Annotated in this window: 24 protein-coding genes and 1 pseudogene; 10 read left to right on the top strand and 15 right to left on the bottom strand. The window is 62.1% G+C overall.

Going from position 1 to position 26,190, the window contains the following annotated elements:
- Positions 1-33: 33 nt before the first annotated feature.
- Both Q7C33_RS16320 and Q7C33_RS16315 read left to right on the top strand, forming a co-directional pair.
- The gene (locus tag Q7C33_RS16320) at positions 34-855 is read left to right on the top strand and encodes an isocitrate lyase/PEP mutase family protein (protein WP_217860253.1); all 822 of its coding nucleotides are present in this window, start codon (positions 34-36) and stop codon (positions 853-855) included.
- Between the two features lie 16 nt (positions 856-871).
- A complete protein-coding gene (locus Q7C33_RS16315) occupies positions 872-1,570 on the top strand; it encodes an extensin-like domain-containing protein (RefSeq protein ID WP_030139515.1) in 699 nt (232 codons plus the stop codon).
- Between the two features lie 3 nt (positions 1,571-1,573).
- Here the strand turns inward: Q7C33_RS16315 and Q7C33_RS16310 are convergent, their stop codons facing one another.
- Entirely contained in the window at positions 1,574-2,194 is a 621-nt protein-coding gene (locus tag Q7C33_RS16310) for a hypothetical protein (protein WP_030139514.1), read from the bottom strand.
- A 91-nt stretch (positions 2,195-2,285) separates the two neighbouring features.
- Between Q7C33_RS16310 and Q7C33_RS16305 the strand changes: the two genes are divergently transcribed.
- Positions 2,286-3,068, top strand: coding sequence for a class I SAM-dependent methyltransferase (locus Q7C33_RS16305; RefSeq protein WP_206768479.1), 783 nt, complete (start codon positions 2,286-2,288; stop codon positions 3,066-3,068).
- 139 nt (positions 3,069-3,207) lie between these two features.
- Here Q7C33_RS16305 and Q7C33_RS16300 read toward each other — a convergent pair whose 3' ends face one another.
- Positions 3,208-3,843: a TetR/AcrR family transcriptional regulator gene (locus Q7C33_RS16300; protein ID WP_030139512.1), complete on the bottom strand. Its 636-nt coding sequence runs from the start codon at positions 3,841-3,843 to the stop codon at positions 3,208-3,210.
- Between the two features lie 94 nt (positions 3,844-3,937).
- On the opposite strand from Q7C33_RS16300, the gene Q7C33_RS16295 reads away from it, so the two are divergent.
- Both Q7C33_RS16295 and Q7C33_RS16290 read left to right on the top strand, forming a co-directional pair.
- Positions 3,938-5,038 carry an efflux RND transporter periplasmic adaptor subunit gene (locus Q7C33_RS16295; protein WP_407683783.1) on the top strand — a complete coding sequence of 367 codons (1,101 nt, stop codon included), beginning with the start codon at positions 3,938-3,940 and terminating at the stop codon, positions 5,036-5,038.
- A gap of 6 nt (positions 5,039-5,044) precedes the next feature.
- Positions 5,045-8,110, top strand: a complete 3,066-nt coding sequence (locus Q7C33_RS16290) for an efflux RND transporter permease subunit (protein ID WP_407683782.1) — start codon at positions 5,045-5,047, stop codon at positions 8,108-8,110.
- 136 nt (positions 8,111-8,246) lie between these two features.
- Here the strand turns inward: Q7C33_RS16290 and Q7C33_RS16285 are convergent, their stop codons facing one another.
- The 4 genes from Q7C33_RS16285 to plsB all read right to left on the bottom strand — a co-directional run bounded on the left by Q7C33_RS16285 (position 8,247) and on the right by plsB (position 12,473).
- Complete coding sequence (locus Q7C33_RS16285; protein WP_030139509.1) at positions 8,247-8,936, bottom strand: DUF4197 domain-containing protein; 690 nt, start codon at positions 8,934-8,936, stop codon at positions 8,247-8,249.
- Between the two features lie 29 nt (positions 8,937-8,965).
- Positions 8,966-9,370, bottom strand: coding sequence for a YbaY family lipoprotein (locus tag Q7C33_RS16280; RefSeq protein WP_030139508.1), 405 nt, complete (start codon positions 9,368-9,370; stop codon positions 8,966-8,968).
- A 93-nt stretch (positions 9,371-9,463) separates the two neighbouring features.
- Positions 9,464-9,808, bottom strand: a complete 345-nt coding sequence (locus Q7C33_RS16275; RefSeq protein ID WP_030139507.1) for a hypothetical protein — start codon at positions 9,806-9,808, stop codon at positions 9,464-9,466.
- A gap of 172 nt (positions 9,809-9,980) precedes the next feature.
- Complete coding sequence (gene plsB / locus Q7C33_RS16270) at positions 9,981-12,473, bottom strand: glycerol-3-phosphate 1-O-acyltransferase PlsB (RefSeq protein ID WP_407683781.1); 2,493 nt, start codon at positions 12,471-12,473, stop codon at positions 9,981-9,983.
- 223 nt (positions 12,474-12,696) lie between these two features.
- On the opposite strand from plsB, the gene Q7C33_RS16265 reads away from it, so the two are divergent.
- A complete protein-coding gene (locus tag Q7C33_RS16265; RefSeq protein ID WP_003184959.1) occupies positions 12,697-12,906 on the top strand; it encodes a cold-shock protein in 210 nt (69 codons plus the stop codon).
- 215 nt (positions 12,907-13,121) lie between these two features.
- Here Q7C33_RS16265 and Q7C33_RS16260 read toward each other — a convergent pair whose 3' ends face one another.
- The 3 genes from Q7C33_RS16260 to dapE form a co-directional block, all read right to left on the bottom strand.
- Positions 13,122-13,499, bottom strand: a complete 378-nt coding sequence (locus tag Q7C33_RS16260; RefSeq protein WP_030139505.1) for a hypothetical protein — start codon at positions 13,497-13,499, stop codon at positions 13,122-13,124.
- A gap of 78 nt (positions 13,500-13,577) precedes the next feature.
- Positions 13,578-14,387 (bottom strand): putative RNA methyltransferase, encoded by an 810-nt coding sequence (locus tag Q7C33_RS16255; RefSeq protein ID WP_407683780.1) that lies wholly within the window; start codon positions 14,385-14,387, stop codon positions 13,578-13,580.
- Positions 14,387-15,538 (bottom strand): succinyl-diaminopimelate desuccinylase, encoded by a 1,152-nt coding sequence (gene dapE / locus Q7C33_RS16250; protein WP_258648208.1) that lies wholly within the window; start codon positions 15,536-15,538, stop codon positions 14,387-14,389. The genes Q7C33_RS16255 and dapE overlap by 1 nt, the downstream gene beginning before the upstream one ends.
- A 302-nt stretch (positions 15,539-15,840) precedes the next feature.
- Here dapE and tcdA point away from each other — a divergent pair, with 302 nt between their 5' ends.
- Complete coding sequence (tcdA, locus tag Q7C33_RS16245) at positions 15,841-16,659, top strand: tRNA cyclic N6-threonylcarbamoyladenosine(37) synthase TcdA (RefSeq protein WP_217860246.1); 819 nt, start codon at positions 15,841-15,843, stop codon at positions 16,657-16,659.
- 135 nt (positions 16,660-16,794) lie between these two features.
- Here tcdA and Q7C33_RS16240 read toward each other — a convergent pair whose 3' ends face one another.
- The 4 genes from Q7C33_RS16240 to Q7C33_RS16225 all read right to left on the bottom strand — a co-directional run bounded on the left by Q7C33_RS16240 (position 16,795) and on the right by Q7C33_RS16225 (position 20,007).
- Complete coding sequence (locus Q7C33_RS16240) at positions 16,795-17,199, bottom strand: SufE family protein (protein WP_407683779.1); 405 nt, start codon at positions 17,197-17,199, stop codon at positions 16,795-16,797.
- A complete protein-coding gene (locus Q7C33_RS16235; RefSeq protein WP_407683778.1) occupies positions 17,196-18,401 on the bottom strand; it encodes an aminotransferase class V-fold PLP-dependent enzyme in 1,206 nt (401 codons plus the stop codon). Before Q7C33_RS16235 ends, Q7C33_RS16240 begins: the two co-directional genes overlap by 4 nt.
- Before the next feature lie 176 nt (positions 18,402-18,577).
- Positions 18,578-19,612: a 2,3,4,5-tetrahydropyridine-2,6-dicarboxylate N-succinyltransferase gene (gene dapD, locus Q7C33_RS16230; RefSeq protein WP_030139499.1), complete on the bottom strand. Its 1,035-nt coding sequence runs from the start codon at positions 19,610-19,612 to the stop codon at positions 18,578-18,580.
- Positions 19,613-19,644: 32 nt separating this feature from the next.
- Positions 19,645-20,007, bottom strand: coding sequence for an ArsC family reductase (locus Q7C33_RS16225; protein WP_217860243.1), 363 nt, complete (start codon positions 20,005-20,007; stop codon positions 19,645-19,647).
- Positions 20,008-20,184: 177 nt separating this feature from the next.
- Between Q7C33_RS16225 and Q7C33_RS16220 the strand changes: the two genes are divergently transcribed.
- On the top strand, positions 20,185-21,540 hold the full coding sequence (locus Q7C33_RS16220; RefSeq protein ID WP_407683777.1) for a type III effector protein RopAA: 1,356 nt from the start codon (positions 20,185-20,187) through the stop codon (positions 21,538-21,540).
- A 183-nt stretch (positions 21,541-21,723) separates the two neighbouring features.
- Positions 21,724-23,361 (top strand): Na+/H+ antiporter, encoded by a 1,638-nt coding sequence (locus tag Q7C33_RS16215; protein ID WP_407683776.1) that lies wholly within the window; start codon positions 21,724-21,726, stop codon positions 23,359-23,361.
- Between the two features lie 21 nt (positions 23,362-23,382).
- Here Q7C33_RS16215 and Q7C33_RS16210 read toward each other — a convergent pair.
- A pseudogene (locus Q7C33_RS16210) lies at positions 23,383-23,673 on the bottom strand (helix-turn-helix domain-containing protein); the annotation flags it as partial.
- 586 nt (positions 23,674-24,259) lie between these two features.
- Between Q7C33_RS16210 and Q7C33_RS16205 the strand changes: the two are divergent.
- Positions 24,260-24,619: a DUF6124 family protein gene (locus Q7C33_RS16205; protein WP_407683775.1), complete on the top strand. Its 360-nt coding sequence runs from the start codon at positions 24,260-24,262 to the stop codon at positions 24,617-24,619.
- A 281-nt stretch (positions 24,620-24,900) separates the two neighbouring features.
- Here Q7C33_RS16205 and dapC read toward each other — a convergent pair whose 3' ends face one another.
- Positions 24,901-26,100 (bottom strand): succinyldiaminopimelate transaminase, encoded by a 1,200-nt coding sequence (gene dapC, locus Q7C33_RS16200; protein WP_407683774.1) that lies wholly within the window; start codon positions 26,098-26,100, stop codon positions 24,901-24,903.
- Positions 26,101-26,190 lie beyond the last annotated feature (90 nt).

Here is a 26,190-nt window from a genome sequence, read left to right as displayed (position 1 = left end):
GGCGATCTCTTCCCTAGTTCAGGAGCGACTTTCATGGATGCACAAACCCGGCGAGCCCAGGCGTTCAAGGCCTTGCACGAGCGTGAAGGGGCGTTTGTCATTCCCAATCCGTGGGATGCCGGTTCGGCCAAGATGCTCGCCACCCTTGGCTTCGAAGCCTTGGCCACCACCAGTGCCGGCTACGCTTTTTCCCTGGCGAGACCCGATGGTGGGCTGGCCTTGGATGACACACTGGCCAACGTGCGAGCGATCGTGGCGGCCACGGATTTGCCAGTGGCCGTCGACCTGGAGAACGGTTTCGCCGATGCGCCCGAAGCCTGTGCCCAGAGCCTGCTGCGTGCGGCAGAAGCCGGCGCGGTAGGCGGCTCGATCGAAGATGCCACCGGGCGCGTCGACAGTCCTATTTATTGTTTCGATCATGCCGTGGCGCGAGTCAAAGCCGCCGCCGAGGCTGTGCGGAGCCTGCCTTTTCCTTTTCTGCTGACCGCCCGGGCGGAGAATTTCCTGCACGGCAAACCCGACCTGGACGACACCATTCGACGCTTGAAGGCGTTCGCCGACGCAGGTGCCGACGTGCTCTACGCGCCGGGGTTGAGCAGCGCCGAACAAGTCCTCGCGGTGGTCCGGGCCGTGGCGCCCAAGCCGGTGAATGTGCTGATGTCCGGCGCGCTGGACCTCACCGTGGCACAGTTGAGCGAACTGGGCGTCAAGCGCATCAGCGTCGGATCGGCCCTGGCACTGGCGGCCTACGGCGAGTTCTTCCGCGCTGCCGAGGAGATCCAGCAGCAGGGGACGTTCACCTTCACCCGTCGCTCGATGCCGTACAGTCAGGCCAATCAATTATTCAAGGGTTGATGCCCGAGGCGTTGTCGTGCGGTTTTTCAAAGTGTTGATGGTATTGGCGCTGGTTGCTGGCGCTGCGGTATTTGGGGTTTGGCGCGGCTGGCTGTCGGTGCCGCCGCAATGGAATCCCTGGGCGCCGTTGGACGTCAACGTCCCGCCGAACCTGCTGACCCGCTACAAGCTGATGGCCCTGCGCAACGACCCGCAACTGTGCGACCAGGCGCTTGCGACATCAGGGCTTCGCACCGCTCGCCAGGCGGACAGCGGCGCCAACACGACGTGTCCGTTGACCAATGTGTTGCGGGTGCAGGGCGGCGAGGTGGCATTGAGCAGCAGCTTCCTGGCCAGCTGCCCGCTGGCCGTGGCCTTCGCGTTGTTCGAGCGCCATGCGCTGCAGCCGGCGGCAACGGCGGTCTATGGGCAGAAGGTCACGCGGGTCGATCACTTGGGCAGCTTTGCCTGTCGCAATATGTACGGTCGTGAAAGCGGCGCGCGCAGCCAGCATGCCACCGCCAGCGCGCTCGACATCGCCGGGTTTCGCCTGGCCGATGGGCGCGCGGTCAGCGTGCTCAAGGACTGGCCGAAGGACAACACCGATGCGCAGTTCCTGCGGCAGGTGCGCGACGGCGCGTGCGACATGTTCAGTGTGGTGTTGAGTCCAGACTACAACGCGGCGCACCGCAACCATTTTCATCTGGATGTCGGGCCGTGGTGGATCTGTCGGTAAGAATCAGGCGGCGATGCGCAGGTTCTGCAGCACGATCGGCCGTGCCCAGCGAGTGTCGAAATCGAGTTGTTTCTGTTGTGCCACCAATTCCTCTTCCGGGAACGGCGGGAAGGGTTTGTCCAGCAGCTCGAGTTCGAACTCGGCAATCGGCAGGTGCAACGGACGCGGTTGTGGTGCCGGGCCCGGTTCTGGCAGGGGTTGGCCGGCGGTGAGAACGATCGGGCGGACCCAATTGCTTTCGAAGGTCTGCTGCTTTTGCTGGGCGACGATTTCTTCCGGCGGGAAGGGTGGGAACGGCTTGTCCAGCAAGTCAAGTTCGAACTCGGCGATCGGCAGGAACAGCGGCTCGGGTGGCTTGACCTGGGTCTCAGTCACGTCGCAGGTGCGTTGGCTGACGATGTGTTCCAGCAGTTCGGCGCCGAGGGTCGGTTCAACCGCTTCATCGAGGGCGACGGGCTGGTAGCTGCCTGGCGCCGGTGCGTTTTCACCCAACTGATCGGCCAGGGCCCGGGCGAAAAAATCCTGCCACAGGTGACTGACGCCGCTCAGCGCTTGGGTGTTACGCAGGCTGTAATCGCCGTAAGGGGAGATAACGCCTATCGATGTGGATTGAATGTCTGACATTTTTCTCGGTCGACGCTCAGCTCTGGCAAAATGCCGTTCACCGTTGTTATCGGCCGTTTTTGCCGATCCTTAATTTTTTGAGCGTGTTTTCATGATTGAGCAACCCGCGGCCTGCCGCATCCGCATCGAGGCCCTGGCCCCGGCCTTCCAGGCGCAAGCCGAGCAATGGGCCGAGCGGCTTGGCCTGCCGTTGCAAGTGGACGATGGCGAGTTTGCCTTGCAGGTTGGCGAGCAGGGTTTGCAATTGCAGCAACTGGGTCCGGACGCGCCGGGACCGGTGCGGGTGGACTTCGTCGAGGGTGGCGCGGCCCATCGTCGGTTGTACGGCGGCGGCAGCGGCCAGATGATCGCCAAGGCCGTCGGTGTCGCCCAAGGTGTGCGTCCTCGGGTACTCGACGCCACGGCTGGGCTGGGCAAGGACGCGTTCGTGCTGGCGAGCCTGGGCTGCGAAATGAGCCTGATCGAGCGCCAGCCGCTGATCGGCGCCTTGCTGGAAGATGGCCTGGCCCGGGGCGCGGAGGATTTCGACGTGGCGCCGATCGTGGCGCGCATGCGTTTGCTCAAGGGCAATTCCATCGAGGTGATGCGCACCTGGGAAGGCGAGCCGCCCCAGGTAATCTACCTGGACCCGATGTTCCCTCATCGGGAGAAAACCGCCCTGGTGAAGAAAGAGATGCGCCTGTTCCGGCCATTGGTGGGTGATGACAATGACGCCCCGGCGCTGTTGGCCGCGGCACTGGCGCTGGCGACCCACCGAGTGGTGGTCAAGCGCCCGCGCAAGGCGCCTTGCATCGAAGGGCCGAAGCCGAGCCATGGGCTTGAGGGCAAGTCCAGTCGGTACGACATCTACCCGAAGAAAGCGCTCAAGCCTTGAGACCGAGGCGCCTGCATCGCGAGCGAGCTCGCTCCCACAGGGTTTGATGAGCACCACAGATCCAATGTGGGAGCGAGCTTGTTCCGGGCGGCGTTCCGACGATGAGGCCCTGACGGCCAGCGCAAGGCTGCCGGTCGAGCTAGGGCCGATAAGCGCGCACAAACAACCCCACCACTTCCTGCACATGAGCCTCGGCCGCCTCGGCGTCCTGCGGCCCATCGCAGCCGTACAGCAACCGGAAATTCGCCGCGCCCTTGATCAGGCAGAAGAAATGTTCGGCGGCATTTCTCGGTTTGTCGATGCTCAAGGCGCCGCTCTGGTTGACCTTGCTCAGTAACCGCTCCATGCCTGAAAGCATGCGTTGCGGGCCGGCCTCGTAGAAAATCGTCGAAAGTTTCGGATCCTGGCTGCCCAAGGCAATCATCAACCGATGCAGGTTGACCGATTCGTCGCTGTTGATCAGTTGATTGAAACCACGGGCGATGTTCAGCAACACGTGCTCAATGGGAACGCCATCAGGCCATTCGAAAAAAAGCGTCGGAACTTGCTCCTCGCATTTGGCAATCACCGCGGCGGCAAACAGGGTTTCCTTGTCGTTGAAGTGACTGTAGACCGTCAGCTTCGACACGCCGGCCTCGGTCGCCACGGCATCCATGCTGGTACTGGCGTAACCCAGGCTCAGGAACAGACGTTTCGCGGCGTCGAGAATGGCTTGGCGCTTGGCCAGATCCTTTGGGCGACCGGGGCCGCTGGGAGGGAGAGGATTGTTCGACATTATTCGCTTTTAATACTGGACTGGTGAGTTTGCTATTAATAACATACTCGCCAGTATAATTATTCCAAGCACCATTAGCGAAAGGTCATCCACCATGTTCCGCTATGTCCTGCCCCTCGCCCTGCCAGTCAGCCTGGCTTTTTTATTGTCTGCGTGTGGCCACGATGAGCCGGTCGCCGCTGTCGTCCGCCCCGCCATGGTGGTCAAGCCAGAGCCTTCGGCCTTGGCGATGGACAGTTATCCTGGCGAAGTGCGGGCGCGGTTCGAACCGGACCTGGCGTTTCGCATTGGCGGCAAAGTGAGCCGACGGTTGGTCGAAGAGGGGCAGCGGGTCAAGGCCAATCAACCCTTGGCTGAACTCGATCCTGAAGATGTACGCCTGCAACTGGAAGCGAGCCGGGCCCAGGTCGCCGCCGCCGAGGCCAACTTGAGCCTGGTGCGCGCCGAGCGCGACCGCTACAAGACCTTGATGGAACGGCAGATGGTCAGCCGCTCCCAATACGACAACGCCGAGAATCTCTATCGTTCCGGGGCCGCGCGGCTCAAGCAGATCAAGGCTGAGTTCGATGTCGCCAGCAACCAGGCGAGCTATTCCGTATTGCGCGCGCCCCAGGATGGCGTCGTGGCCCGGCGTTCGGTGGAGGTCGGTCAGGTGGTGTCGGCCGGGCAGACGGTCTTCACGCTGGCCACCGACGGTGAGCGTGAGGTGCTGATCAGCTTGCCTGAGCAGAGCTTCGGCCGCTTCAAGATCGGCCAGCCGGTTTCGGTGGAGCTGTGGAGCCAACCCGACCAGCGCTTCAGTGGACACATCCGCGAACTCTCGCCCGCCGCCGACCCGAAATCCCGCACCTTCGCCGCTCGCGTCGCGTTCACCGCCGGCAGCGTCCCGGCGGAACTGGGCCAGAGCGCCCGGGTGTTTATCCAGAATGCCGAAAAGGTCCCGCTGTCAGTGCCGCTGTCGGCCCTCACCGCCGAAAACGGTGCGACCTACGTCTGGGTGGTCAACGCCAACAACACCCTCAAGAAAGTCCCGGTCCGTGTCGGTGCCTTTGGCGAAAAAACCGTGCCGGTACTTGAAGGCCTGGGTGCGAATGACTGGGTGGTGGCCGCAGGCGTGCATGTGCTCCTCGATGGCCAGCAGGTGCGGCCGGTGGATCGCTCCAACCGCGTGGTCAACCTGGCGGCCAAGGAGTAATCCCCGATGGGTTTCAATCTTTCCGAATGGGCGTTGCGCAACCGCCAGATCGTACTGTTCCTGATGTTGTTGCTGGCAATCGTCGGAGCACTTTCCTACACCAAGCTCGGCCAGAGCGAAGACCCGCCGTTCACCTTCAAGGCCATGGTCATCCGCACGATCTGGCCCGGCGCCACGGCTGAGGAAGTGTCGCGCCAGGTCACCGAGCGTATCGAAAAGAAGCTGATGGAGACCGGCGATTACGAAAAGATCGTCTCGTTCTCCCGCCCGGGGGAATCCCAAGTGACGTTCATGGCGCGCGACTCCCTGCACTCCAAGCAGATTCCCGAGCTGTGGTACCAGATCCGCAAGAAGATCGGCGACATCCGGCATACCTTGCCGCCGGGTATCCAGGGGCCGTTCTTCAACGATGAGTTCGGCACCACGTTTGGCAATATCTATGCACTCACTGGCGAAGGCTTCGACTACGCCGTGCTCAAGGATTACGCCGACCGAATCCAGATCCAGCTCCAGCGGGTCAAGGACGTGGGCAAGGTCGAGCTGGTCGGCCTGCAGGACGAGAAAATCTGGGTCGAACTGTCCAACGTGAAACTGGCGACCCTCGGCCTGCCGTTGGCGGCGGTTCAGCAAGCCTTGGAAGCGCAGAACGCGGTGTCCACCGCCGGATTCTTCGAGACCGGTAGCGAGCGATTGCAGCTGCGGGTTTCCGGGAATTTCCAGACCGTGGAAGAGATCCGTAACTTTCCGATCCGCGTGGCTGATCGCACCTTCCGGATCGGCGACGTGGCGGAGGTTCGTCGCGGCTTCAATGACCCACCCGCGCCGCGCATGCGCTTCATGGGGGAAGATGCCATCGGCCTCGCCGTGGCGATGAAGGAGGGCGGTGACATCCTCGTGCTGGGCAAGGCCCTCGAGGTGGACTTTGCGCGGATCCAGAACACCCTGCCGGCCGGCATGCAGTTGCGCAAGGTCTCGGACCAACCGGCGGCGGTGAAGACCGGCGTCGGTGAGTTTGTCCAGGTGCTGGTGGAAGCGCTGACCATCGTGTTGCTGGTGAGCTTCTTCTCCCTGGGGCTGCGCACCGGGATGGTGGTGGCGCTGGCGATTCCTCTGGTGTTGGCGATGACCTTCGCCGCCATGTATTACCTGGGGATCGGCCTGCACAAGATTTCCCTCGGTGCGCTGGTATTGGCCCTGGGGCTGCTGGTGGACGACGCGATCATTGCGGTGGAGATGATGGCGATCAAGATGGAGCAGGGCTTCGACCGGATCAAGGCGGCCAGCTTCGCCTGGACCAGCACCGCATTCCCGATGCTCACCGGTACCTTGATCACGGCGGCGGGCTTCCTGCCGATCGCCACCGCGCAATCGGGCACCGGCGAATACACCCGTTCGATTTTCCAGGTGGTCACCCTTGCGTTGCTGGCGTCCTGGGTCGCCGCGGTGGTGTTCGTGCCGTACCTGGGGGAAAAATTCCTCCCGGACCTGGCGAAGATTCATGCGGCCAAGCATGGCACGGTCGACGGCCAGCCAGATCCCTACGGCACGCCGTTCTACCAACGTGTGCGGCGCCTGGTGGAGTGGTGCGTGCGCCGGCGCAAGACGGTCATCGCATTGACTGTGCTGTTGTTCCTGGGCTCGGTGGTGCTGTTCCGTTTTGTCCCGCAGCAGTTTTTCCCGGCGTCGGGGCGACTGGAACTGATGGTCGACCTGAAACTCGCCGAAGGCGCTTCCTTGGTCAATACCGCAGAACAGGTCAAGCGCCTGGAAGCGCTGCTCAAGGATCACGCCGGCATCGACAATTATGTTGCCTACGTCGGCACCGGATCACCGCGTTTCTATCTGCCGCTGGACCAGCAACTGCCGGCGCCAAGCTTCGCCCAATTCGTGGTGCTGGCCAAGACCATCGAAGACCGCGAGCCGTTGCGCAGTTGGCTGATCACCACCCTGAACGAGCAGTTCCCGACGTTGCGCTCGCGGGTGACACGCTTGGAAAACGGTCCGCCGGTGGGCTACCCGGTGCAGTTCCGCGTGACGGGCGAGCACATCGAGGTAGTCCGGGCCCTGGCGCGGAAAGTGGCGACGAAGGTCCGGGAAAACCCCTACGTTGCCAATGTGCATCTGGACTGGGAAGAGCCGAGCAAGGTGGTGTATCTGAATATCGACCAGGACCGCGCCCGGGCCTTGGGGGTGACCACCGCCAATCTGTCGAGCTTCCTGCAAAGTTCTCTGACCGGATCCAGTGTCAGCCAATACCGGGAAGACAACGAGCTGATCGAGATCCTGCTGCGCGGCACCGTGCATGAGCGCACCGAGCTTTCGCGGCTGCCAAGCCTGGCGGTGCCCACCGACAACGGCGCGAGCGTTGCGCTGTCGCAGATCGCGACACTGGAGTATGGCTTCGAAGAGGGCGTGATCTGGCATCGCAACCGTCTGCCGAGCGTGACCGTTCGGGCCGATATCTACGGCAAGGAACAGCCGGCGACCCTGGTGCAGCAGATCTTCCCGACCCTGGACGCGATTCAAGCGGAACTGCCGGACGGCTATTTGCTGGAAGTGGGTGGCACCGTGGAGGACTCGGCCCGTGGCCAGAAATCAGTGAACGCCGGTGTGCCGCTGTTCATCGTGGTGGTGCTGACGTTGTTGATGCTGCAACTGCGCAGCTTTTCCCGCACGGCCATGGTGTTCCTCACCGCGCCGCTGGGGTTGATTGGTGTCACGCTGTTTCTGTTGGTGTTCCGCCAGCCGTTCGGTTTCGTCGCCATGCTCGGCACCATCGCGCTGTCTGGCATGATCATGCGCAACTCGGTGATCCTGGTGGACCAGATCGAACAGGACATCAAGGCCGGGCTTGCGCCATGGCAGGCGATCATCGAAGCGACGGTGCGACGATTCCGCCCGATCGTGCTCACCGCGCTGGCGGCGGTGCTGGCGATGATTCCGCTGTCGCGCAGCCTGTTCTTCGGCCCGATGGCGGTGGCGATCATGGGGGGGCTGATTGTGGCGACAGCGTTGACGCTGCTGTTCCTGCCGGCGCTGTATGCGGCGTGGTTCAGGGTCAAGAAGACCTGACCTCGGCCTGTGGCCTCCATGAACCCAATGTGGGAGCGAGCTTGCTCGCGATAGCAATATCAGCCTCAACATCTTCGTTGGCTGTTACACCGCTATCGCGAGCAAGCTCGCTCCCACAGTTGTTTTGGGTTGGGGTTTAGAGCGTACCGAACACTTTCTTCGCCAAACTGGTCGCCGCAGCCGCCGGGTTCTTGCGAATGGTGGCTTCCTGCTCGCCGATCATCTTGAACAAGCCGTCCAGCGCCTGCTCGGTCACGTAGTTCTCCACGTTGGCGCTCTTGGCGTCCACTACACCTAGCGTCGCAGCCTGGCCGGCAAAGGCGTTGTACTTCTGGGCCAGGCCGACCTTGTCGGTGGCTTGCTTGACGATAGGCAGGAACTTGGCGCGAATCTGCTCGCGGCTGCTCTTGTTCAGGTATTGCGTGGCCGAATCGTTGCCACCGCTCAAGATGCCCTTGGCATCGCTCACGCTCATGTTCTTCACGGCATCGACCAGGATCGGCTGGGCCTGCACTACGGCGGCTTCGGCCGCCTGGTTCATGCTGGTTTCCAATTGATCCACCTGGTCACCCATGCCGAAGGCTTTCATCTTGCCGGCGACTTTGCCGAGCTTGCCTGGCAACTCGATCTTCACGTCCGGGTTGTTGCTGAAACCGCCCGGCTTGCCCAGTTGCTTGACGGCAATCTGGGCGCCTTGGGTCAGTGCATCCTTGAGGCCACCCGTGGCGTCTTTCTGGGACAGATCGCCCAGGGACAAGGCCATGGCGTTGGCGCAGATCAACAGGCCGGCACACAGGCCGGTGAAGCGAAGGGTAGAGCGGAGCATGGCAGCTTCCTTGAGGAGTGGAACAGGAATCAGCGTGCGGCGTTGACGCGAATCTTCAACGGCTGCGGATCTTTGCCATCGAGCTGCACGGCATGTTGTTCTGTGGTGATGAACATCAGCTGGCCGTCCACTTCGATGCGGGCGCTCACGGCATAACGATGACCGGGCTTGACCTGTGCCGGATCATAACTGAGCTTGAACGGTAATGGGACCTGCCCTTCGACCGGGCCACGTTGCTCGTCGATCACTACCGCCGCAGCGTCGGCCAGGGAAACGTCTTGCAGGCTCACGGTCAAGGTTGCAGTGGGCGGCAAGGCGATGCGCTGCAAATAGAATACTTCACCGTCAAGGGTTTGGACGGTTGCGGAGGGTGGCGTTGCCGATTGGCAAGCGGCCAGTACGGCCATGGAGGCAAGCAGAGCAAATCTTTTCATGGGTCATTACCTTTCCCTTTGACGCCAACAACACGCCAGCGTCAAAGAGAATCTGGAGGATTCTGGTTTATAAATCCACCTGAACGTTGCGACTCAGGAGCCGAACGTGAATGGCAGAGTCTCTTCGGTTTCCGGTGGCGCGAGGGTCAGGTTGATATCAACGTTCTGATCACCGCCGTTCCAGATGAACGTATGCGGGGTGTTCAGGAAAAGAGGACGAGGGGCGTTGATTTGCGCGGTCACCGAAAACTCTTCGCCTTCGGTCGCGACGTCGCTGTTGATGGTGAAGCTGACGATCCATGGCATTTTGGGTATCTGGTTGCCGCCATGGCCGCCGGAGGTGTGCGGCGTTGCGAAAGTGATGTGAGTGCCTCCGCTTTCAGGGAGTTGAACATCTTCAGGCAAATGAATGGACGCTTGGATGGTGTGCAGGCTCATGTTGAATTCCTTTTCAATCCGTCGATATTGACGTGAGCCCATCCTAGAGTCTTGGTCTAACGATATCTGTAGGGCTTTTCTTCGTTTGACGTCGCCTGTGCCGCTTGAAGATGTGGGATCGCATATATCGACTGGCTGATCGGGGCAACCCCACGCTGCCCCAGATCAGGTTTCAGGGCTGGTTGTGAGTCTCAGTCACCTCTTCGTCGCGATGCAACGCCACCTGGCGGATCGACAAACGAATCTCCGCCGGCAGCACGCGCTTGGCCGCACCTTCGGCCAGTTCACCGAGCAGCTCGTGATAGCTTAGCTTGCCCGCTTCATCGCGGCGCAGTACGTCGAGGTCGAGCATCGTCTGGATGAAGTGGCGGAACAGGCTCTTGTCGAAGAATTCCGGCGCGTTCAGCCCGTGCAGGATCGACAGGCGCTGGGCCATGACGGTGCAGAGGTCTTCCAGCTCTTCGGCGCTGATGCTGTTCTGGCCGCTGTTGAGCAGCAGCGAAACGGTCATGTAGAAGCGTTGCAAGGTCTGGGCGATGCTCTTCGATAGCAGCGTCAGCAGCACGAAATGCCGTGAACTTGGCGCAGGACGCAGGTACAGGTCTTTCTCGAAACGCAGCAGGCCCTGCTCGACGAACGCTTCGAGCCATTGGTCGACCACGCCGTCCAACTCTTCCAGCGACCAGCGAATGAACAATTCCGATTGCAGATACGGGTACAAGGCCCGGGTGTAGCGCAGGATCTGCTCGCGGCTCATGCGCGAGCTGCTCTGGAAGAAGCTCGCCAGCAGCGCCGGCAGGGCGAAGATATGGAGCACGTTGTTGCGGTAGTAGGTCATCAGCACCGCATTCTGCTCGTCCAGGTACAGGATCTTGCCCAAGGCATCGCTCTGTTCCGACAGCAGGTCCATGCCTTTGACATGCTCGATCAACGCCTGGCCGTCGCCCTCAGGCAGCGTGGTATGCGGTGAATACGGCACTTTGCGCAGCAACGCGAGGTACAAGTCCAGCACTCGGGCCATGGCCTGGTCGTCCAGGGCCAGGCGGCTGGTGGACAGCAATGCCAGGGCGACAAGGTTGACCGGGTTGATGGCCGCGGCTTCGTTCAAGTGCCGCGCCACGCGTTCGCCGAGGCGGTTGGTGGTTGCGTTGAGCCAGGCTGGTTTGAATTGCGGACCCAGTTCCTGCTGGCGCCAATCGGGCTGTTCGCCGTCGAGGAATTCCGCCAGCTTGATCGGTTCGCCGAAGTTCACCGCCACTTGGCCGAAGCGCTGCTTGAGGGCGCCGATGACCTTGAAGATATCGAAGATCGACTCTTTCTTCTTGCTCGCGCCGCGCAGTTCGCCCAGGTAGGTGCGGCCTTCCAGCACGCGCTCATAACCGATGTACACCGGCACGAACACGATGGGCATGCGCGACGAGCGCAGGAAGCTGCGCAGGGTGATGGCGAGCATGCCAGTCTTGGGTTGCAGCATGCGCCCGGTGCGCGAACGGCCGCCTTCGACGAAATACTCCACCGGGAAGCCCTTGGTGAACAGCGTGTGCAGGTATTCGTTGAACACGGCGGTGTAGAGCGGGTTGCCCTTGAACGTACGGCGCATGAAGAACGCCCCGCCACGGCGCAGCAGGCTGCCGATCACCGGCATGTTCAGGTTGATGCCCGCGGCGATGTGCGGTGGCGTCAGGCCGTTGCGAAACAGCAGGTACGACAACAGCAAGTAGTCGATGTGACTGCGGTGGCACGGCACGTAGATGACTTCGTGGCCCTGGGCGACGTTCTGCACGCCTTCGATGTGGTTGACCTTGATGCCGTCGTAGATCTTGTTCCAGAACCAGCTCAGCACCACTTCCAGGAAGCGGATGGCCGTGTAGGTGTAGTCCGAGGCGATCTCGTTGCCGTAGCGCAGGGCCTGGGCCTTGGCTTTTTCCGGGGAAATTTTCTCCCGCTCGGCTTCTTCGGCAATGGCCTGCTTGACCAGCGGCTGGTTCAACAGCCCCTTGACCAGGTTGCGTCGGTGGGAAATGTCAGGGCCGATGACCGCCGCTTTAAGGTTGCGGAAGTGCACCCGCAGGATCCGCTGGGCCATGCGCACGGTGCGTTCGTGGCCCTTGTCGTGCTCGATCAGCTCGCGCAGGTGGATCGGCGCGGAAAACTGCACGCGGGTCTTGCGCCCGAGAATCATGATGCTCAGCAATCGACGCAAGCGCCCGGTGACCGCCCAACTGTCGGCGAACAACAGCTTCCAGGGGCTGGATTCGCTGTCGGGCGACTGGCCCCAGAACACACTGACCGGAATGATCTGCGCATCTTCGGCGACATTGTGGGTCAGCACGTCGACCAGCCGCGTCAGGGTGGGCGGCGCTCCTCGCTTGTCCTGGCGCCCGAGCCAGTCCGGTGCCGGCGTCAGGTAGAAGAATGCCGCCGGCTCCAGCAGGTTGCCCACCGAGACCGGCAGCACCGGGCGCGGCAGGCCGGCCTTGGTGCACTCGGTGTCGAGCACCGCGAGATCGGTGAGCGAAGGATCTTGCAGGACGTAGAACACGGGACGACTGCGGTCGAGGTTGAGGGTAAAGGACGACTGGTTGATCGTCTCGGAGCGAACCCAGAGATACAGCAGTCGGCGCAAGGTGCCAAACACAAGACGGCGGAACGGGGAGCGGGTCATACGGCTTCTGCATGAGTGAATGGGATGGAGCGGCCGTCAGTGTGCCGGATTCGTCGAAAATCGGCAAAAAAGCGCCGAAGTAAAGTCAGTTGAGAGTTTTCTCGGGTGTCATATACTCGGCCAGTTACTGCCCCGGCCTTCCACATCGACGACCGGACGGTGGCTAAGTTCGTACGGCTTTCCTGCGAAAAGCCGACTCAAAATAAAAATGGGAGTGAGCATCATGGCAGCACGCGAAACCGGCAATGTGAAGTGGTTCAACGACGCCAAGGGCTACGGCTTCATCCAGCGTGAAGGCGGCGCGGATGTGTTCGTGCATTACCGCGCGATCCGTGGCGAAGGCCACCGTTCACTGACCGAAGGCCAGCAGGTCGAGTACGCGGTCGTGGAAGGGCAGAAGGGCTTGCAGGCTGAGGATGTGGTGGGGTTGTAACCCGCATTCACTGGCAACACAAAAAACCAGTGTGGGAGAGCCTGCTCCCACAGTTTTGGATGGGGTGCCACCTGGTTCGTGCCCACCCCATATCCCCTGTGGGAGCGAGCTTGCTCGCGAAGACGGCGTTACATTCAACATCACCGTCTCAGGCAGACCGCTATCGCGAGCAAGCTCGCTCCCACATTGGCTCTTCGGTGGACTGGAGGTCAGCGTCACGCCGTCTTCCAGGTAATCTCTTCTTCCCCATCGGCGCTGATGCGAATCCAGCGATCCGCCGACTCTTCACCTTCTTCCTCCACCCACGAGCCGGGTGCGCAGCGCACTTCGACGTTCAGTGCGGCGAAAGCGGCGCGGGCGCAGGCGATGTCGTCTTCCCACGGCGTCTGATCACTTTCCAGATACAGGCTGTTCCATTTGCCTACGGCCTTGGGCAACCAGGTCACTGGGATGTCGCCAGCCTTGCACTTGTAAGTCTGGCCTTTCTGCACCCAGTCGCTGCACGGCCCCAGGGCTTCGCCGAGCCAGTGGGCGATGGCTTTGTGGTCGACGTCGGCGTCCTTCAGGTAAATCTCGATATCGGGTTGGCGCATGGATGTCCTCGCTGCGGTCTTGAAAAATCCATTCGCGGATTTAACTGGCCCCAGACAGTTGCCCGGGGCCCAAGGTAACTATTGAAGAATGAAATAATCGTAGCGCATCGACACCGTGACTTCGAACGGCTCGGCCTGCTCGATCACGCCGGCGCGGCGTTCGGCACTGGCGCGCCAGCCGTGCGGCGTCATCGCCAGCAGGTTGGCACGGTCCTGCCCATTATCGAGCGTCAGTCTGAATTCGAGGGTTTCGCTGTGATCCAGCACCATGCCCGGCGGTACCAGGGCCAGGTGCTTGTCGTCGGTGTATTCGCGGACTTCGTCGTACAGGCGCTCGCGCAACTCCATCAGGTGGCCGGCGGTAGGGCCGACTTTCATCAGGCCGCCGCCGGGGCTGAGCAGGCGCTTGGCCTCCTGCCAATCCAATGGGCTGAACACGCTGGCGAGGAACTGGCAGCAGCCGTCCGCCAACGGCACCCGGGCCATGCTGGCGATCAACCAGGTCAGCTGCGGGTTGCGCTTGCAGGCCCGTTTGATAGCTTCACGGGAAATGTCGAGGGCGTAGCCATCGGCATTGGGCAACGCTTCGGCGATTTGCGCGGTGTAATAACCCTCGCCACAACCGATGTCCAGCCAGCGCCCAGGCGCGCGTTCGGCGGCCAGTTCGGCCAGGCGCCGGGCGACCGGGGCGTAGTGGCCGGCATTGAGAAAGTCGCGGCGAGCTTCGACCATTGCCTGGTTGTCGCCGGGGTCGCGGCTGTTCTTGTGCTGCACCGGCAGCAGGTTCAGGTAACCCTGCCGCGCACGGTCGAAGCGATGTCCGGCGGGGCACACCACGCCGTTGTCCACCGCGTTCAGCGGCTCACTGCAGATCGGGCAAGCGAGCATCAGGCGAGCAACTTGATCAGCGTCTTGTAGTAGATCTCGGTCAGCACTTCGAGATCGGCCGCCAGCACGCGTTCGTTGACCTGGTGGATGGTCGCGTTGACCGGCCCCAGCTCCACGACCTGCGTGCCCATGGTGGCGATGAAACGACCATCTGAAGTGCCGCCGCTGGTGGAGGCTTTGGTCTCGCGGCCCGTCACGTCCTTGATGCTCGATGACACGGCGTCCAGCAAGGCACCCGGCTCAGTGAGGAACGGCAGGCCGGACAAGGCCCAGTCGATGTGCCAGTCCAGTTGATGCTTGTCGAGGATGGCGGCGACGCGCTGTTGCAGGCCTTCGACGGTGGATTCGGTGGAGAAGCGGAAGTTGAACACCGCCACCAGGTCACCGGGGATCACGTTGGTCGCGCCGGTGCCGGAATTGAGGTTGGAGATCTGGAAGCTGGTCGGCGGGAAGAAATCGTTGCCGTGGTCCCAGTGCTCGGCGGCCAGTTCGGCCAGGGCCGGCGCGGCCAGATGGATCGGGTTCTTCGCCAGGTGTGGATAAGCCACGTGGCCTTGCTTGCCGCGCACGGTCAACTTCGCGCCGAGGGAACCGCGCCGGCCATTCTTGACCACATCGCCCACCAGCGTGGTGCTCGACGGCTCGCCGACGATGCACCAGTCCAGTCGCTCCTGGCGGGCCTTGAGGCGTTCGACCACGGCTTTGGTGCCGTGGTGGGCCGGGCCTTCTTCATCGCTGGTGATCAGGAAGGTCAGCGAGCCCTTGTGGTCCGGGTAGTCGGCGACGAACCGTTCGGCCGCCACCACCATCGCCGCCAGGCTGCCTTTCATGTCCGCCGCGCCACGGCCGCAGAGCATGCCCTGTTCGTCGATGACCGCATCGAACGGGTCGAGTTGCCAAGCCTGCACCGGGCCGGTCGGCACCACGTCAGTGTGACCGGCGAAGCACAACACCGGGCCGTCCTGCTTGCCATGGCTGGCCCAGAAGTTATCCACATCCTCGATGCGCATCGGCTCCAGTTTGAAACCGGCGTCGCCCAGGCGCTGCATCATCAGTTTCTGGCAATCGGCGTCGGCCGGCGTCACGGACGGGCGGCGGATCAGGTCGCAGGCGAGTTGCAGGGTCGGCGAGAGGTCGGCGTGGGCCGTCATGGAAAACTCCGGGAATATAGTGTGAACGCAAGGCTTGTGCAGGCGCGGGCTGGCTCGCGCAAAATGGCGGTTATCTTATAGCAAAACGACCACCATGGCCCCCTGGTGCGGGACAGGTGGAACACAAAACCTGTGGGAGCGAGCTTGCTCGCGATGGCGGTGGATCAGTCGATACTCTATTGACTGGACTGACGCCATCGCGAGCAAGCTCGCTCCCACAAGGGAAAATTGGAGGGATTCAATTCGCGAACGGCTCGAATTGCCGTGGCAAAGCCCTATAATGCGCGCCGGTTTTTGGGGTAATGGTCATGAGTACAGAAGATCCACGGTTTGCCGGCATCGCCCGTTTGTATGGCATCGAAGGCCTGGAGCGCCTGCGGGCGGCCCATGTGGCGATTGTCGGCGTTGGCGGTGTCGGCTCCTGGGCGGCGGAGGCCATCGCCCGTTGCGGCGTGGGCGAGATTTCGCTGTTCGACCTGGACGATGTCTGCGTCAGTAACGCCAACCGTCAGTTGCACGCCCTGGACAGCACCGTCGGCAAACCCAAGGTCGAAGTGATGGCCGAGCGGCTGCGCGGGATCAACCCCGACTGCACCGTGCACGCGGTGGCCGACTTTGTCACCCGCGATACCATGGCCGAATACATCACGCCGAACATCGACTGCGTGATCGACTGCATCGACAGCGTCAACGCCAAGGCTGCGCTGATCGCCTGGTGCAAGCGCCGCAAGATCCAGATCATCACCACCGGCGGCGCGGGCGGGCAGATCGACCCGACGCTGATCCAGGTCTGCGACTTGAACCGTACGTTCAACGATCCGCTGGCCTCCAAGGTGCGCTCCACCTTGCGCCGCGACTACGGCTTCTCCCGCACCGTGACCCGCCACTACAGCGTGCCTTGCGTGTTCTCCACCGAACAACTGCGCTACCCGAAACCGGACGGCAGCATTTGCTTGCAGAAGAGTTTCGTCGGCGACGGCGTCAAGCTCGACTGCGCCGGCGGGTTTGGCGCGGTGATGATGGTCACGGCGACGTTCGGCATGGTCGCGGCGACCAAGGCTGTGGATAAGATCGTCGCGGGCATGCGGCGGCCGGCGGACAGGACCAAGCCCGGACAGTAATTGTGGCGAGGGGATTTATCCCCGTTGGGCTGCGAAGCAGCCCCCTAAAACTGTGAACTCAATCCTCTCGGCACACCGAGTTGCCTGGTTTGGGGCCGCTTCGCAGCCCAGCGGGGATAAATCCCCTCGCCACAATTATTGCGCCAACTCGCGCATCCGCTGTAGCACTGCGTTCAAGCCATTGCTACGCGACGGCGACAACTGCCGCGACAATCCCAACTGATTGAACCAACTCGGCAAATCCACCTGCTGCAATTCTTCAGCGGACAAACCATTGACCCGCGCCAGCAACAACGCCACCAGACCACGGATCAACCGCGCATCGCTGCTGGCTGAAAACTGCCAGTGGCCGTCTCGCAACTGACCCACCAGCCAGACTTGGCTTTCACAGCCGCCGACAAGGTTGGCGTCGCACTTGTCTGCATCGCTCAATGGCGCCAGGCGCTCGCCCCATTGCATCAACAGCCGGGCGCGTTGTTCCCACCCGGAGGCGTCCTGGAAAATCTGCAGTGCGGCGACAGCATCGTCAGGCAAGTTCATCGCAGCATCTCCAGGGCCTGGTCCAGCGCCTCGAAGAAACGCTCGATGTCGGCGGAATCGTTGTACAGCGCCAGCGACACCCGGATTGCCCCGGACAGCTTCAGATGCTTGAACAACGGCATCGCGCAATGATGCCCGGCACGCACGGCGATGCCTTGCTCGGTCAGCAGGTGCGCAAGGTCGGCGTTGTGGATGCCATCGACCACGAAGCTGGACAGTGCGAGTTGGGGGCTGCCCACCAGGCGCACGCCGTTGCGCGCCTGCAGACCGTGGAGCAAATAATCATGCAGGGCGGTTTCATGATCGATGACCGCCTGCCCGTCGAGCCCGGACAGGTAATCCAGCGTCGCCCCCAGGCCGATCACGCTGGCGATAGGCGGTGTGCCAGCCTCGAAACCCAGTGGCGCCGGGCGGAAGGTGGCGCTGTGGTAATCGGCCTGCTGGACCATTTCACCGCCAAACTGCCAATGACGCAGTAGACCAAGCGCTTCGCTGCGACCGAACAGCGCCCCCAGGCCTTCGGGGCCGTAGAGCTTGTGGCTGGAAAACACGTAGAAATCGCAGCCCAGTGCCTCCACATCATGGCGGCCGTGGACCACGCCCTGGGCGCCATCGATGACCGTCAGCGCGCCCTGCGCCTTGGCCATCGCCAACAGCGCCGGCAACGGCTGCCAGGTGCCGAGGACGTTGGACAACTGGCTCACCGCCAACAGGCGCGTGCGCGGTCCGATCAGCTCGGCGGCGGCACTCGTATCGATCACCCCATCGGCATCCAGCGGCAGCACCACCAGGGTCAACGCGCGACGCTCCGCCAGTTGCTGCCAGGGCAACAGGTTGGCGTGGTGTTCCAAGGCGCTGACGACAATTTCATCGCCCGGGTTGAACAGATGTTCCAGCCCATAGGCCAGCAGGTTCAGCGCCGACGTGGCGCCATGGGTGAAGACCACTTGCCCGCAGTTTCCGGCATTGAGCCATTGTGAGACCTTGAGGCGACTGTCTTCGAATGCCTGGGTAGCCAGCGCCCCGGGCAAATGTTGCGCCCGGTGTACGTTGGCCGCACCGTTGGCGTAGTAATGCGCCAGCGCGTCGAGCAAAGCTTGGGGTTTTTGCGTGGTGGCGGCGCTGTCCAGGTAGGTCTGGCCTTGCCGTTGCAGGGCGGCGATGGCCGGGAAATCGGCGCGCCAGGGGGATTGAATCAACATGCTTTCGGGCCCTGCTGGAGTTACGCCGGACCCTGTGGGAGCGGGCTTTTTTGTGGGAGCCGAGCTTGCTCGCGATGAACGATGACACGGTCTTGCAATGAAACCGTGTCGCTGCCATCGCGAGCAAGCTCGGCTCCCACAGAAGCCCGCTCCCACAGGTGACTGTGTGAAGCCGCTTAGTTATGCGCGTGCAGTGCTTCGTTCAGCTCGATGGCCGACTTGTGGGTCTTGCATTCCACCGCGCCGGTTTCGGAATTGCGGCGGAACAACAGGTCAGGCTGGCCGGCCAGGTCGCGGGCCTTGACCACTTTGACCAGTTGGTTGTTTTCGTCCAGCAGTTTCACCTTGGTACCAGCGGTCACGTACAGGCCCGACTCCACGGTGTTGCGGTCGCCCAGCGGGATACCGATGCCGGCGTTCGCGCCGATCAGGCAGCCTTCGCCGACCTTGATCACGATGTTGCCACCGCCCGACAGGGTGCCCATGGTCGAGCAGCCGCCGCCCAGGTCCGAGCCCTTGCCGACGAACACGCCCGCCGAGACACGGCCTTCGATCATGCCCGGGCCTTCGGTGCCAGCGTTGAAGTTGACGAAACCTTCGTGCATGACCGTGGTGCCTTCGCCCACATAGGCGCCCAGGCGCAGACGCGCGGCATCGGCGATGCGCACACCGGCCGGGACCACGTAGTCGGTCATTTTCGGGAACTTGTCCACCGAGAATACTTCCAGCAACTCGCCACGCAGGCGGGCTTCGAGCTGGTGCTCGGCCAGTTCGGCCAGGTCGATCGCGCCTTGGCTGGTCCAGGCCACGTTCGGCAGCAGAGGGAAGATGCCGGCCAGGTTCAGGCCATGGGGCTTGACCAGGCGATGGGACAGCAGGTGCAGCTTGAGGTAAGCCTCAGGCGTGGAAGACAGTTGGGCATCTTCGGCCAGCAGGGTGGCGACCAGTGGCTTGTGGCTTTCGGCCAGGCGGGTCAGCAGCGCGGCTTGGGCGGCGTCGACGTTGCGCAGTGCTTCAGCCAGTTGGGACGCCTGGGCGGTGGTGAAGGTGATGGCCTGGTTGCCTTCGCTGTAGCCCAGGATCGGCGCGATGGCCGCGACGATCTCTGCCGACGGCTTGAGCAGTGGCTGTGCGTAGAAGACTTCCAGCCAGGCGCCTTCACGGTTTTGGGTGCCAACGCCGAAGGCCAGGCTGAACAGGGTAGTGGACATGAAATTACCTCTACAAAATGGACTGGGCAGGCTTACTTGATTTCTGCCGCATAAATATCTGGCTTGAAGCCAATCAGGGTTCGGTCACCGAGATCGAGCACCGGTCGCTTGATCATCGAGGGTTGGGCGAGCATCAGTTCGATGGCTTTCGTCTGGTCGAGATCGGCTTTGCGTTCGTCGTCGAGTTTGCGAAAGGTCGTACCGGCACGGTTCAACACCACTTGCCAGCCATGCTCGTTGCACCACTGGGTCAGGTGCTCACGGTCGATGCCGGCAGTTTTGTAATCGTGAAAGTCATAGCGCACCGCGTGCTCATCGAGCCAGGTACGGGCTTTTTTCATCGTATCGCAGGCTTTGATGCCGAAAAGCTGTAAGTGCTTGTTTTCATTGGGCATGAGTGCTCCCCCAAAACGTTCCCGGTATCGTCCTGAAAATCAGCCGACGATTATGCCACGTCGTTCCTTTCAGTGCCTTGACTGTCGCGACGGATCGGACGAGGCGGAACCGATCGGAAAGAGGTGGCCACACAGCACAGGTAGACCCAGCACTTTTCCACACAAGAGACCCCGCCCATGGATTCCATCTCCCTGACCCCGTTCCATCCACTGACGGATCAAACTGAAGAAACACTCCCGCCCCCTTCAACGACCTCGACCACCGGGACCACTGCAGCCGTCCCGATCGGCCCTGTCACCGCTGAACAGGACCTGGCCAATCGGACGGGCGCCATCAAGGCCCAGCTCACCCGGGTATTCGAGCCCCATATGAACGGTGCCAATCGCGAGGCCTTCGAAGCACTGATCGACGATCGTTCACGGACCTTGGCCAATGACGGCGAAACCGCGGAAAGCGTCGACGCCGTGCTCACCAAGGGCTCGCGCCTGGATCGCGCGGCCCATGACACCGTCGGATTCCTCCGTTCGGTTCCCTTTGGCGCGGCGTCCATCGCGCTGGACTTCGCCCCGGCGGTGACCGGCAATGGCTCGATTACCGCGCCATTGGCGCTGTCGGCCATTGCCGGCCTGGTCAGCAGCGCCGCCGACACGGTCGGCAATGGCCTGATGAAACGCGCCACCAGCGATACCCAATGGCTGGTGGCCGACAATGCCGAGCTGGAGCCGGTCATGCAGGAAGCCGCCCAGGCGGTGAAGCCGAGCCTGACGACCCAGGCTGTCGAAGGCAGCCTGACCTTCCAGACCTTCACCGCGCGAAACGTCTTGCGCACAGTGGTCCAACCCGTGGTGACAAAAACGGTCGATGCGCAGACGGGCAGCAAGGTGGACTCGGTGATGGCGGCTGTCGGTTCTCCGCTTTCCGGCATGGCGGCCTATGATCTGCAACATTCCATCGATAAATCGAAACACCGGATTGGCCCGGAATACCTGTTGGGGCGCCAGGACTGGCATCAGCGCTACAAGGATCTCAAGAACTATGGCGTAGGAAGTGCGGCGATGGGCATCGCCAAGCGAGTCGGCAGCCTGCCGCTGGACGCGATGCGCGATGGCAGCAAATCGCTGCAAGCCTTGGTGACGCCGACGGGCTTGGTCAGTGGTCTCGGCGCGTTGGCCGGCGGTATTACCGCGATCGGCATGGCCCAAACCGCCGCTGTCAATGCAGCCAGGAACGCCGGGATTTCGCCTGCGGGTGTTGCGGCAGCAGGCAAGGCGACCGTCACCGCCACCATGGCCCCGGTGCTCGCCGCCTGGGTGACCACGGCTGTGATGACGCAGCCGTTGGCGGACAAGGCTTCCGCTGCGTTGGACAGGCTTTCCGCCGGTCCCGCTCATCCGGATGAGCTGCAGGGAATGTTGCCTTTGGTTGAAACGCCGGTGGCCGAACATGTTGAGGAAGAGAGCGACAATGAGGGTGACAGCGTCGATTTTGTCTCGGCCCGCTCGACCCTCAGTGCCGCCGAGCGAGCGGTTTAGCATTGGTTGATTGCCGGTCGCCCCTGCCGCGTGGAGGTTAGGGCTGGCCGACGGACGATGGCGCATTAACGCCGCTGAGGTGCGACCAATGTGCAACGGCAGCGGTCCGCCTCGGCAGTTAATATGGCACTTCACCGGCCAGCTGTTGCCGGAGATGTGTATGGCTGTCATTGGAAGTCCGTTATGCAAAGCGCCTATACCGTCCTGATCCTGTTGATGCTGGTCGGCGTGTCGCGCCTGATCGGACGGTTGATCCCGCTGCCGTTGCCCCTGGTGCAGATCGCTGCCGGTGCCGTGCTGGCCTGGCCTTCGTTGGGACTGCATGTGGCGCTTGATCCCGAGTTGTTCCTGTTTTTGTTCTTGCCGCCGCTGCTGTTCTCCGACGGTTGGCGAATGCCCAAGCGCGAGCTCTGGCGCCTGCGTGGGCCGGTCCTGACGCTGGCGGTGGGGCTGGTTCTGTTCACGGTGGTGTTGGCGGGTTATTTCATTCATTGGTTGCTGCCCGATATCCCGTTGCCGGTGGCCTTCGCCTTGGCGGCTGTCCTGTCGCCGACCGACGCCGTGGCGGTCTCGGCAATTGCCCGGGATCGCTTGCCCGCACCGTTGATGCACATGCTCCAGGGCGAAGCGTTGATGAACGATGCGTCGGGCCTGGTGACCTTCAAGTTCGCCCTGGCAGCGGCGATCACCGGCGTGTTTTCCCTGGCGGGGGCGAGCCTGGCCTTCGTCCTGGTGGCGGTCGGCGGCCTGTTGGTGGGCGTGGCGCTGAGTTGGCTGATGGGCCGCTTGCGGGCCTGGATGATTGCCCGTGGCTGGGACGATCCGGCGACCCACGTGGTGTTCATGTTGTTACTGCCGTTTGCCGCCTATGTGCTGGCTGAACGCTTGGGCACCTCGGGGATTCTCTCGGCGGTGGCGGCGGGGATGATGCAGAGTTGGCTCGACCTGCTGCCGCGCCAGACGGGCACGCGGTTGCTCAATCGCAGCGTCTGGGCGTTGCTGGAATTCGCTTTCAACGGCCTGATCTTCCTGCTGCTGGGCTTGCAATTGCCGGACATTATCAAGGCGGTGACCAGCCACGAGACGACGTTGTGGCCAACACTGTTTTATCGCTGCCTGGACGTGGTGGCGATTTTCCTGGTGTTGCTGGTGCTGCGGTTCGTCTGGGTGCAAAGCATCTGGCGCGTGTCCGGGCTGGTGCGCCGCTGGCGCGGCAAGGGCGAGCTGACCCTGGTGCCGACGGCGCGTGCCTGCTGGTTGTTGACGTTTGGCGGTGTACGCGGGGCGGTGACGCTGGCGGGCGTGCTGTCGGTGCCGTTGTTGTTGAGCGCCGGTGTTGAATTCCCGGAGCGCGACTTGCTGATCTTCATTGCCGCTGGGGTGATCCTGTTGTCGCTGATCGCGGCCTGCATCGCCCTGCCGATGCTGCTGCGTGGCATCGAGAAAAGTCCCGACGACAAGCGCCGAAACGAAGTCCGCGAGGCGTGGCGTAAAACCGCTGAGGCGGCGATTCATGCGCTGGAAGTCGAAGAGCCAAGCGTTGTACCGGACGCGGCCCAGGCTGCGCTGGCGACGGAGGTCAAGGCGCGGTTGATGTCCGAGTATCGCCATCAGCTCGAGGTGTTCAACGACTCAGCCGAAGCCCAGGCGCTGGCGTTCGAGATGGATTTGCTGGAGCGTCGGCTGCGCTTGAAGGCCTATCGGGCGCAGCGACTGGAGCTGTATCGGCTTAGCCGGCATCACCAGATTGGCGACGATGTGTTGCGGGAGGTGCTGGGGGAGTTGGATTTGGCGGAGGCGAATTTGGGGTTGGGGAAATAAATATCCGTCTCATCGCCCGAATAGCGAGCGTTTACGGTTGAGCACCTCGTATACGCGGTTCGTTTTTCCGATAGCGGGAGCCAGATCGGCTGCGGTGAGTCCGGATTGCTCCATGCGAAACTTGATGGCTTCAATTGGGTCAGGCAGATCAACCGGGAAGTTCTTGGTTTCGTAGGCCTCGATCAGAGTGACCATGACTTCAAAAGCAACGCCTTCCGGGGTGCCAAGTTCAGGTTCATTCTCAAACAGGGGAGAGATCTCTTTGAGAGCTACCCGGTATTCTTCGTCGGTGCGGATTGGGCGAATGTTCATGGTGATTACTCCATTTCCAATCGACACGCAGCTGAGGTTGCTTTGCCCCGTCTGCGTGGGTGGGTCAACCCGGAGAGGGACCCAGACTTCTGCCAGCGTTCGCTGGTGACGGGGCGATCATGGCTGTCGGTAATAACGAATTCAAGCCAGCTTGATTCTTGAAACAGGGCTGCATGAGATCTGTTGAACTTCTAAACCAATAAAATCAATGGGTTGTTCTATGGAGGCCCGTTTTATTTCTTTTCTTGTCTGAGCAAGCGATCGTGGTCTGTCAGACGCGCCGAAATTTCCGACAAGTTTTTAAGGTTGTCCGTCGGACGCGGGGGCTCTAGCCTCTGGGTGTCGCTGCCAATTCAGCGACCGGACGTGAGAATCCGAACACCCACTATGCGCATAGGCGCCGGCCATATAAAGTGCAGGCGCGTTTCGTCCATACATCGTGTTATGGCGGCTGTGCGCGGGCATGTTTCGACATGGCCGGGTTTTTGGTGGGTGTTAACCCGGATTCTCACCCCGCGTACGGCTGCCACTCTCTCTAAGTCCGTGAGAAGACTTTGTGGCAGCTCCAACACCCAAGGAGCATCAAATGATCAAAGAAACTCCAAATCCACCAAAACCTGCCTCCACTTTCCCCTACGGCGATTACGCACCCGAAAAGCTGCAAGAGGCTGCTGACCGTGTGCTGGATCATTACCTCAAACCTGACGACAGCAAGTCAGAAGCCAAGCCCTCAGTACAGTTATTCACTGTGGCTGACGGTATCGACACCGAAGTGTTGCTGGCCAACCTCAGCGAAACCCTGGCTTCGGCCAATGCAATGCTCAATGACCTTGCCTTCGATCAGGACGGCTCGCGACGACATGTAGCATTGGGAGTGGCGCAGATGATTGAGTTGGGGATGTTGTTGGCGAACAAGTGCCTGGACCGGGTAGAGCTTCGGACTTGATGTAATAAGTGCCGGCCTCTTCGCGAGCAAGCTCGCTCCTACAGTGGTTGGTGTTGTTCACAGGACGCGCGATCGACATCAACCCTCAGTGGGAGCGGGTTTGCTCGCGAAGACGTAGGCCCATTCAACATGAGTGCAAGCTGAACCACCGCTTTCGCGAGCAAGCCCGCTCTCACAGGGGATTTGTGGTGTTCGCAGATATGGGGGCGACACCAGCCCCCTGTGGCGAGGGAGCAAGCTCCCTCGCCACGACAGCGGTCCGCTTCAGCGCGATATAGCCATCAACCCCGACGTTGGATAAACGCGCGAATCCGCTCCGCCGCTTCCACGCATTCCGCCAATGGCGCGACCAGGGCCATGCGCACGCGGCCGGCGCCTGGGTTGACGCCGTCCACGTCGCGGGACAGGTACGAGCCCGGCACGACGGTCACGTGTTCCTGTTCGAACAGGTCACGGCAGAAGGCTGCGTCATCGCCCGCCACATTCGGCCACAGGTAGAAGCTGCCGTCGGGGCGTTGCACGTCCAGCACCGGACTGAGGATTTCCAGCACCGCGTCGAACTTTTCCCGGTACAGCGCACGGTTGGCCCGCACATGCACTTCGTCGTTCCACGCGGCGATGCTTGCCAGTTGGGTCTGAACCGGCATCGCGCAGCCGTGGTAGGTGCGGTACAGCAGGAAGCCCTTGAGGATGTCGGCGTCGCCGGCCACGAAACCGGAGCGCAGGCCCGGCAGGTTGGAGCGTTTGGACAGGCTGTGGAAGACCACGCAGCGCTTGAAGTCCTTGCGGCCGAGTTCGACGCAAGCGGTGAGCAGCCCCGGCGGTGGGGTTTGTTCGTCGAAGTAGAGTTCGCTGTAGCACTCGTCCGAGGCGATGACGAAGTCATATTCGTCAGCCAGGGCGATGAGTTTCTTCAGCACATCCACCGGGATCAAGGCGCCGGTCGGGTTGCCGGGGGAGCACAGGAACAGGATCTGGCAGCGTTTCCAGATATCCGGCGAGACGGCATCGAAATCCGGATTGAAGCCGTTGGCATCGAGGCAAGGCAGGTAGTGCGGCTTGGCCCCGGCCAGGAACGCCGCGCCTTCGTAGATCTGGTAGAACGGGTTCGGGCTCACCACCAAGGCGTCGTCGCCCCGGTTGACCACGGTCTGGGTGAAGGCGAACAGCGCTTCACGGGTGCCATTGACCGGCAGCACGTGGCGCGCCGGGTCGAGCCAGCCGCTTGGCACATTGAAGCGACGCTCGCACCAGCCAGTGATGGCTTCACGCAGTTCCGGAATACCGAGGGTGGTCGGGTACACCGCCATTTTTTCCAGGTTGCTGGCCATGGCCTCAGCCACGAAGCTCGGCGAACGGTGCTTGGGCTCGCCGATCGACAGCGCGATTGGGCGCTTGTCCGGGTTCGGCGTGACGCTGCCGAGCAGGGCGCGGAGTTTTTCGAACGGGTAGGGCTGGAGCTGGTTCAGAGCGTTGTTCATTGAGGGCCTCGTCAATGTGGGCGCGGTCCTTGTGGGAGCGAGCTTGCTCGCGATAGCGGCGGCTCAGGCAACATCAATCTGGATGTTCCG

The sequence above is a fragment of the Pseudomonas sp. BP11-1-1 genome (assembly GCF_052112105.1).
GTDB classification, from domain to species: Bacteria; Pseudomonadota; Gammaproteobacteria; order Pseudomonadales; family Pseudomonadaceae; genus Aquipseudomonas; species Aquipseudomonas alvandae.
The sequence above is the reverse complement of the archived record's forward strand: the minus strand, read 5'-3'. Positions and strand labels throughout refer to the sequence as shown.

Bases quoted from the DNA above. Each gene is read 5' to 3' on its own strand.
- Q7C33_RS16320 (WP_217860253.1), top strand. From the start codon at position 34: ATGGATGCACAAACCCGGCGAGCCCAGGCGTTCAAGGCCTTGCACGAG.
- Q7C33_RS16310 (WP_030139514.1), bottom strand. From the start codon at position 2,194: ATGTCAGACATTCAATCCACATCGATAGGCGTTATCTCCCCTTACGGC.
- Q7C33_RS16305 (WP_206768479.1), top strand. From the start codon at position 2,286: ATGATTGAGCAACCCGCGGCCTGCCGCATCCGCATCGAGGCCCTGGCC.
- Q7C33_RS16300 (WP_030139512.1), bottom strand. From the start codon at position 3,843: ATGTCGAACAATCCTCTCCCTCCCAGCGGCCCCGGTCGCCCAAAGGAT.
- Q7C33_RS16295 (WP_407683783.1), top strand. From the start codon at position 3,938: ATGTTCCGCTATGTCCTGCCCCTCGCCCTGCCAGTCAGCCTGGCTTTT.
- Q7C33_RS16290 (WP_407683782.1), top strand. From the start codon at position 5,045: ATGGGTTTCAATCTTTCCGAATGGGCGTTGCGCAACCGCCAGATCGTA.
- Q7C33_RS16285 (WP_030139509.1), bottom strand. From the start codon at position 8,936: ATGCTCCGCTCTACCCTTCGCTTCACCGGCCTGTGTGCCGGCCTGTTG.
- Q7C33_RS16280 (WP_030139508.1), bottom strand. From the start codon at position 9,370: ATGAAAAGATTTGCTCTGCTTGCCTCCATGGCCGTACTGGCCGCTTGC.
- Q7C33_RS16275 (WP_030139507.1), bottom strand. From the start codon at position 9,808: ATGAGCCTGCACACCATCCAAGCGTCCATTCATTTGCCTGAAGATGTT.
- plsB (WP_407683781.1), bottom strand. From the start codon at position 12,473: ATGACCCGCTCCCCGTTCCGCCGTCTTGTGTTTGGCACCTTGCGCCGA.
- Q7C33_RS16265 (WP_003184959.1), top strand. From the start codon at position 12,697: ATGGCAGCACGCGAAACCGGCAATGTGAAGTGGTTCAACGACGCCAAG.
- Q7C33_RS16260 (WP_030139505.1), bottom strand. From the start codon at position 13,499: ATGCGCCAACCCGATATCGAGATTTACCTGAAGGACGCCGACGTCGAC.
- Q7C33_RS16255 (WP_407683780.1), bottom strand. From the start codon at position 14,387: ATGCTCGCTTGCCCGATCTGCAGTGAGCCGCTGAACGCGGTGGACAAC.
- dapE (WP_258648208.1), bottom strand. From the start codon at position 15,538: ATGACGGCCCACGCCGACCTCTCGCCGACCCTGCAACTCGCCTGCGAC.
- tcdA (WP_217860246.1), top strand. From the start codon at position 15,841: ATGGTCATGAGTACAGAAGATCCACGGTTTGCCGGCATCGCCCGTTTG.
- Q7C33_RS16240 (WP_407683779.1), bottom strand. From the start codon at position 17,199: ATGAACTTGCCTGACGATGCTGTCGCCGCACTGCAGATTTTCCAGGAC.
- Q7C33_RS16235 (WP_407683778.1), bottom strand. From the start codon at position 18,401: ATGTTGATTCAATCCCCCTGGCGCGCCGATTTCCCGGCCATCGCCGCC.
- dapD (WP_030139499.1), bottom strand. From the start codon at position 19,612: ATGTCCACTACCCTGTTCAGCCTGGCCTTCGGCGTTGGCACCCAAAAC.
- Q7C33_RS16225 (WP_217860243.1), bottom strand. From the start codon at position 20,007: ATGCCCAATGAAAACAAGCACTTACAGCTTTTCGGCATCAAAGCCTGC.
- Q7C33_RS16220 (WP_407683777.1), top strand. From the start codon at position 20,185: ATGGATTCCATCTCCCTGACCCCGTTCCATCCACTGACGGATCAAACT.
- Q7C33_RS16215 (WP_407683776.1), top strand. From the start codon at position 21,724: ATGCAAAGCGCCTATACCGTCCTGATCCTGTTGATGCTGGTCGGCGTG.
- Q7C33_RS16205 (WP_407683775.1), top strand. From the start codon at position 24,260: ATGATCAAAGAAACTCCAAATCCACCAAAACCTGCCTCCACTTTCCCC.
- dapC (WP_407683774.1), bottom strand. From the start codon at position 26,100: ATGAACAACGCTCTGAACCAGCTCCAGCCCTACCCGTTCGAAAAACTC.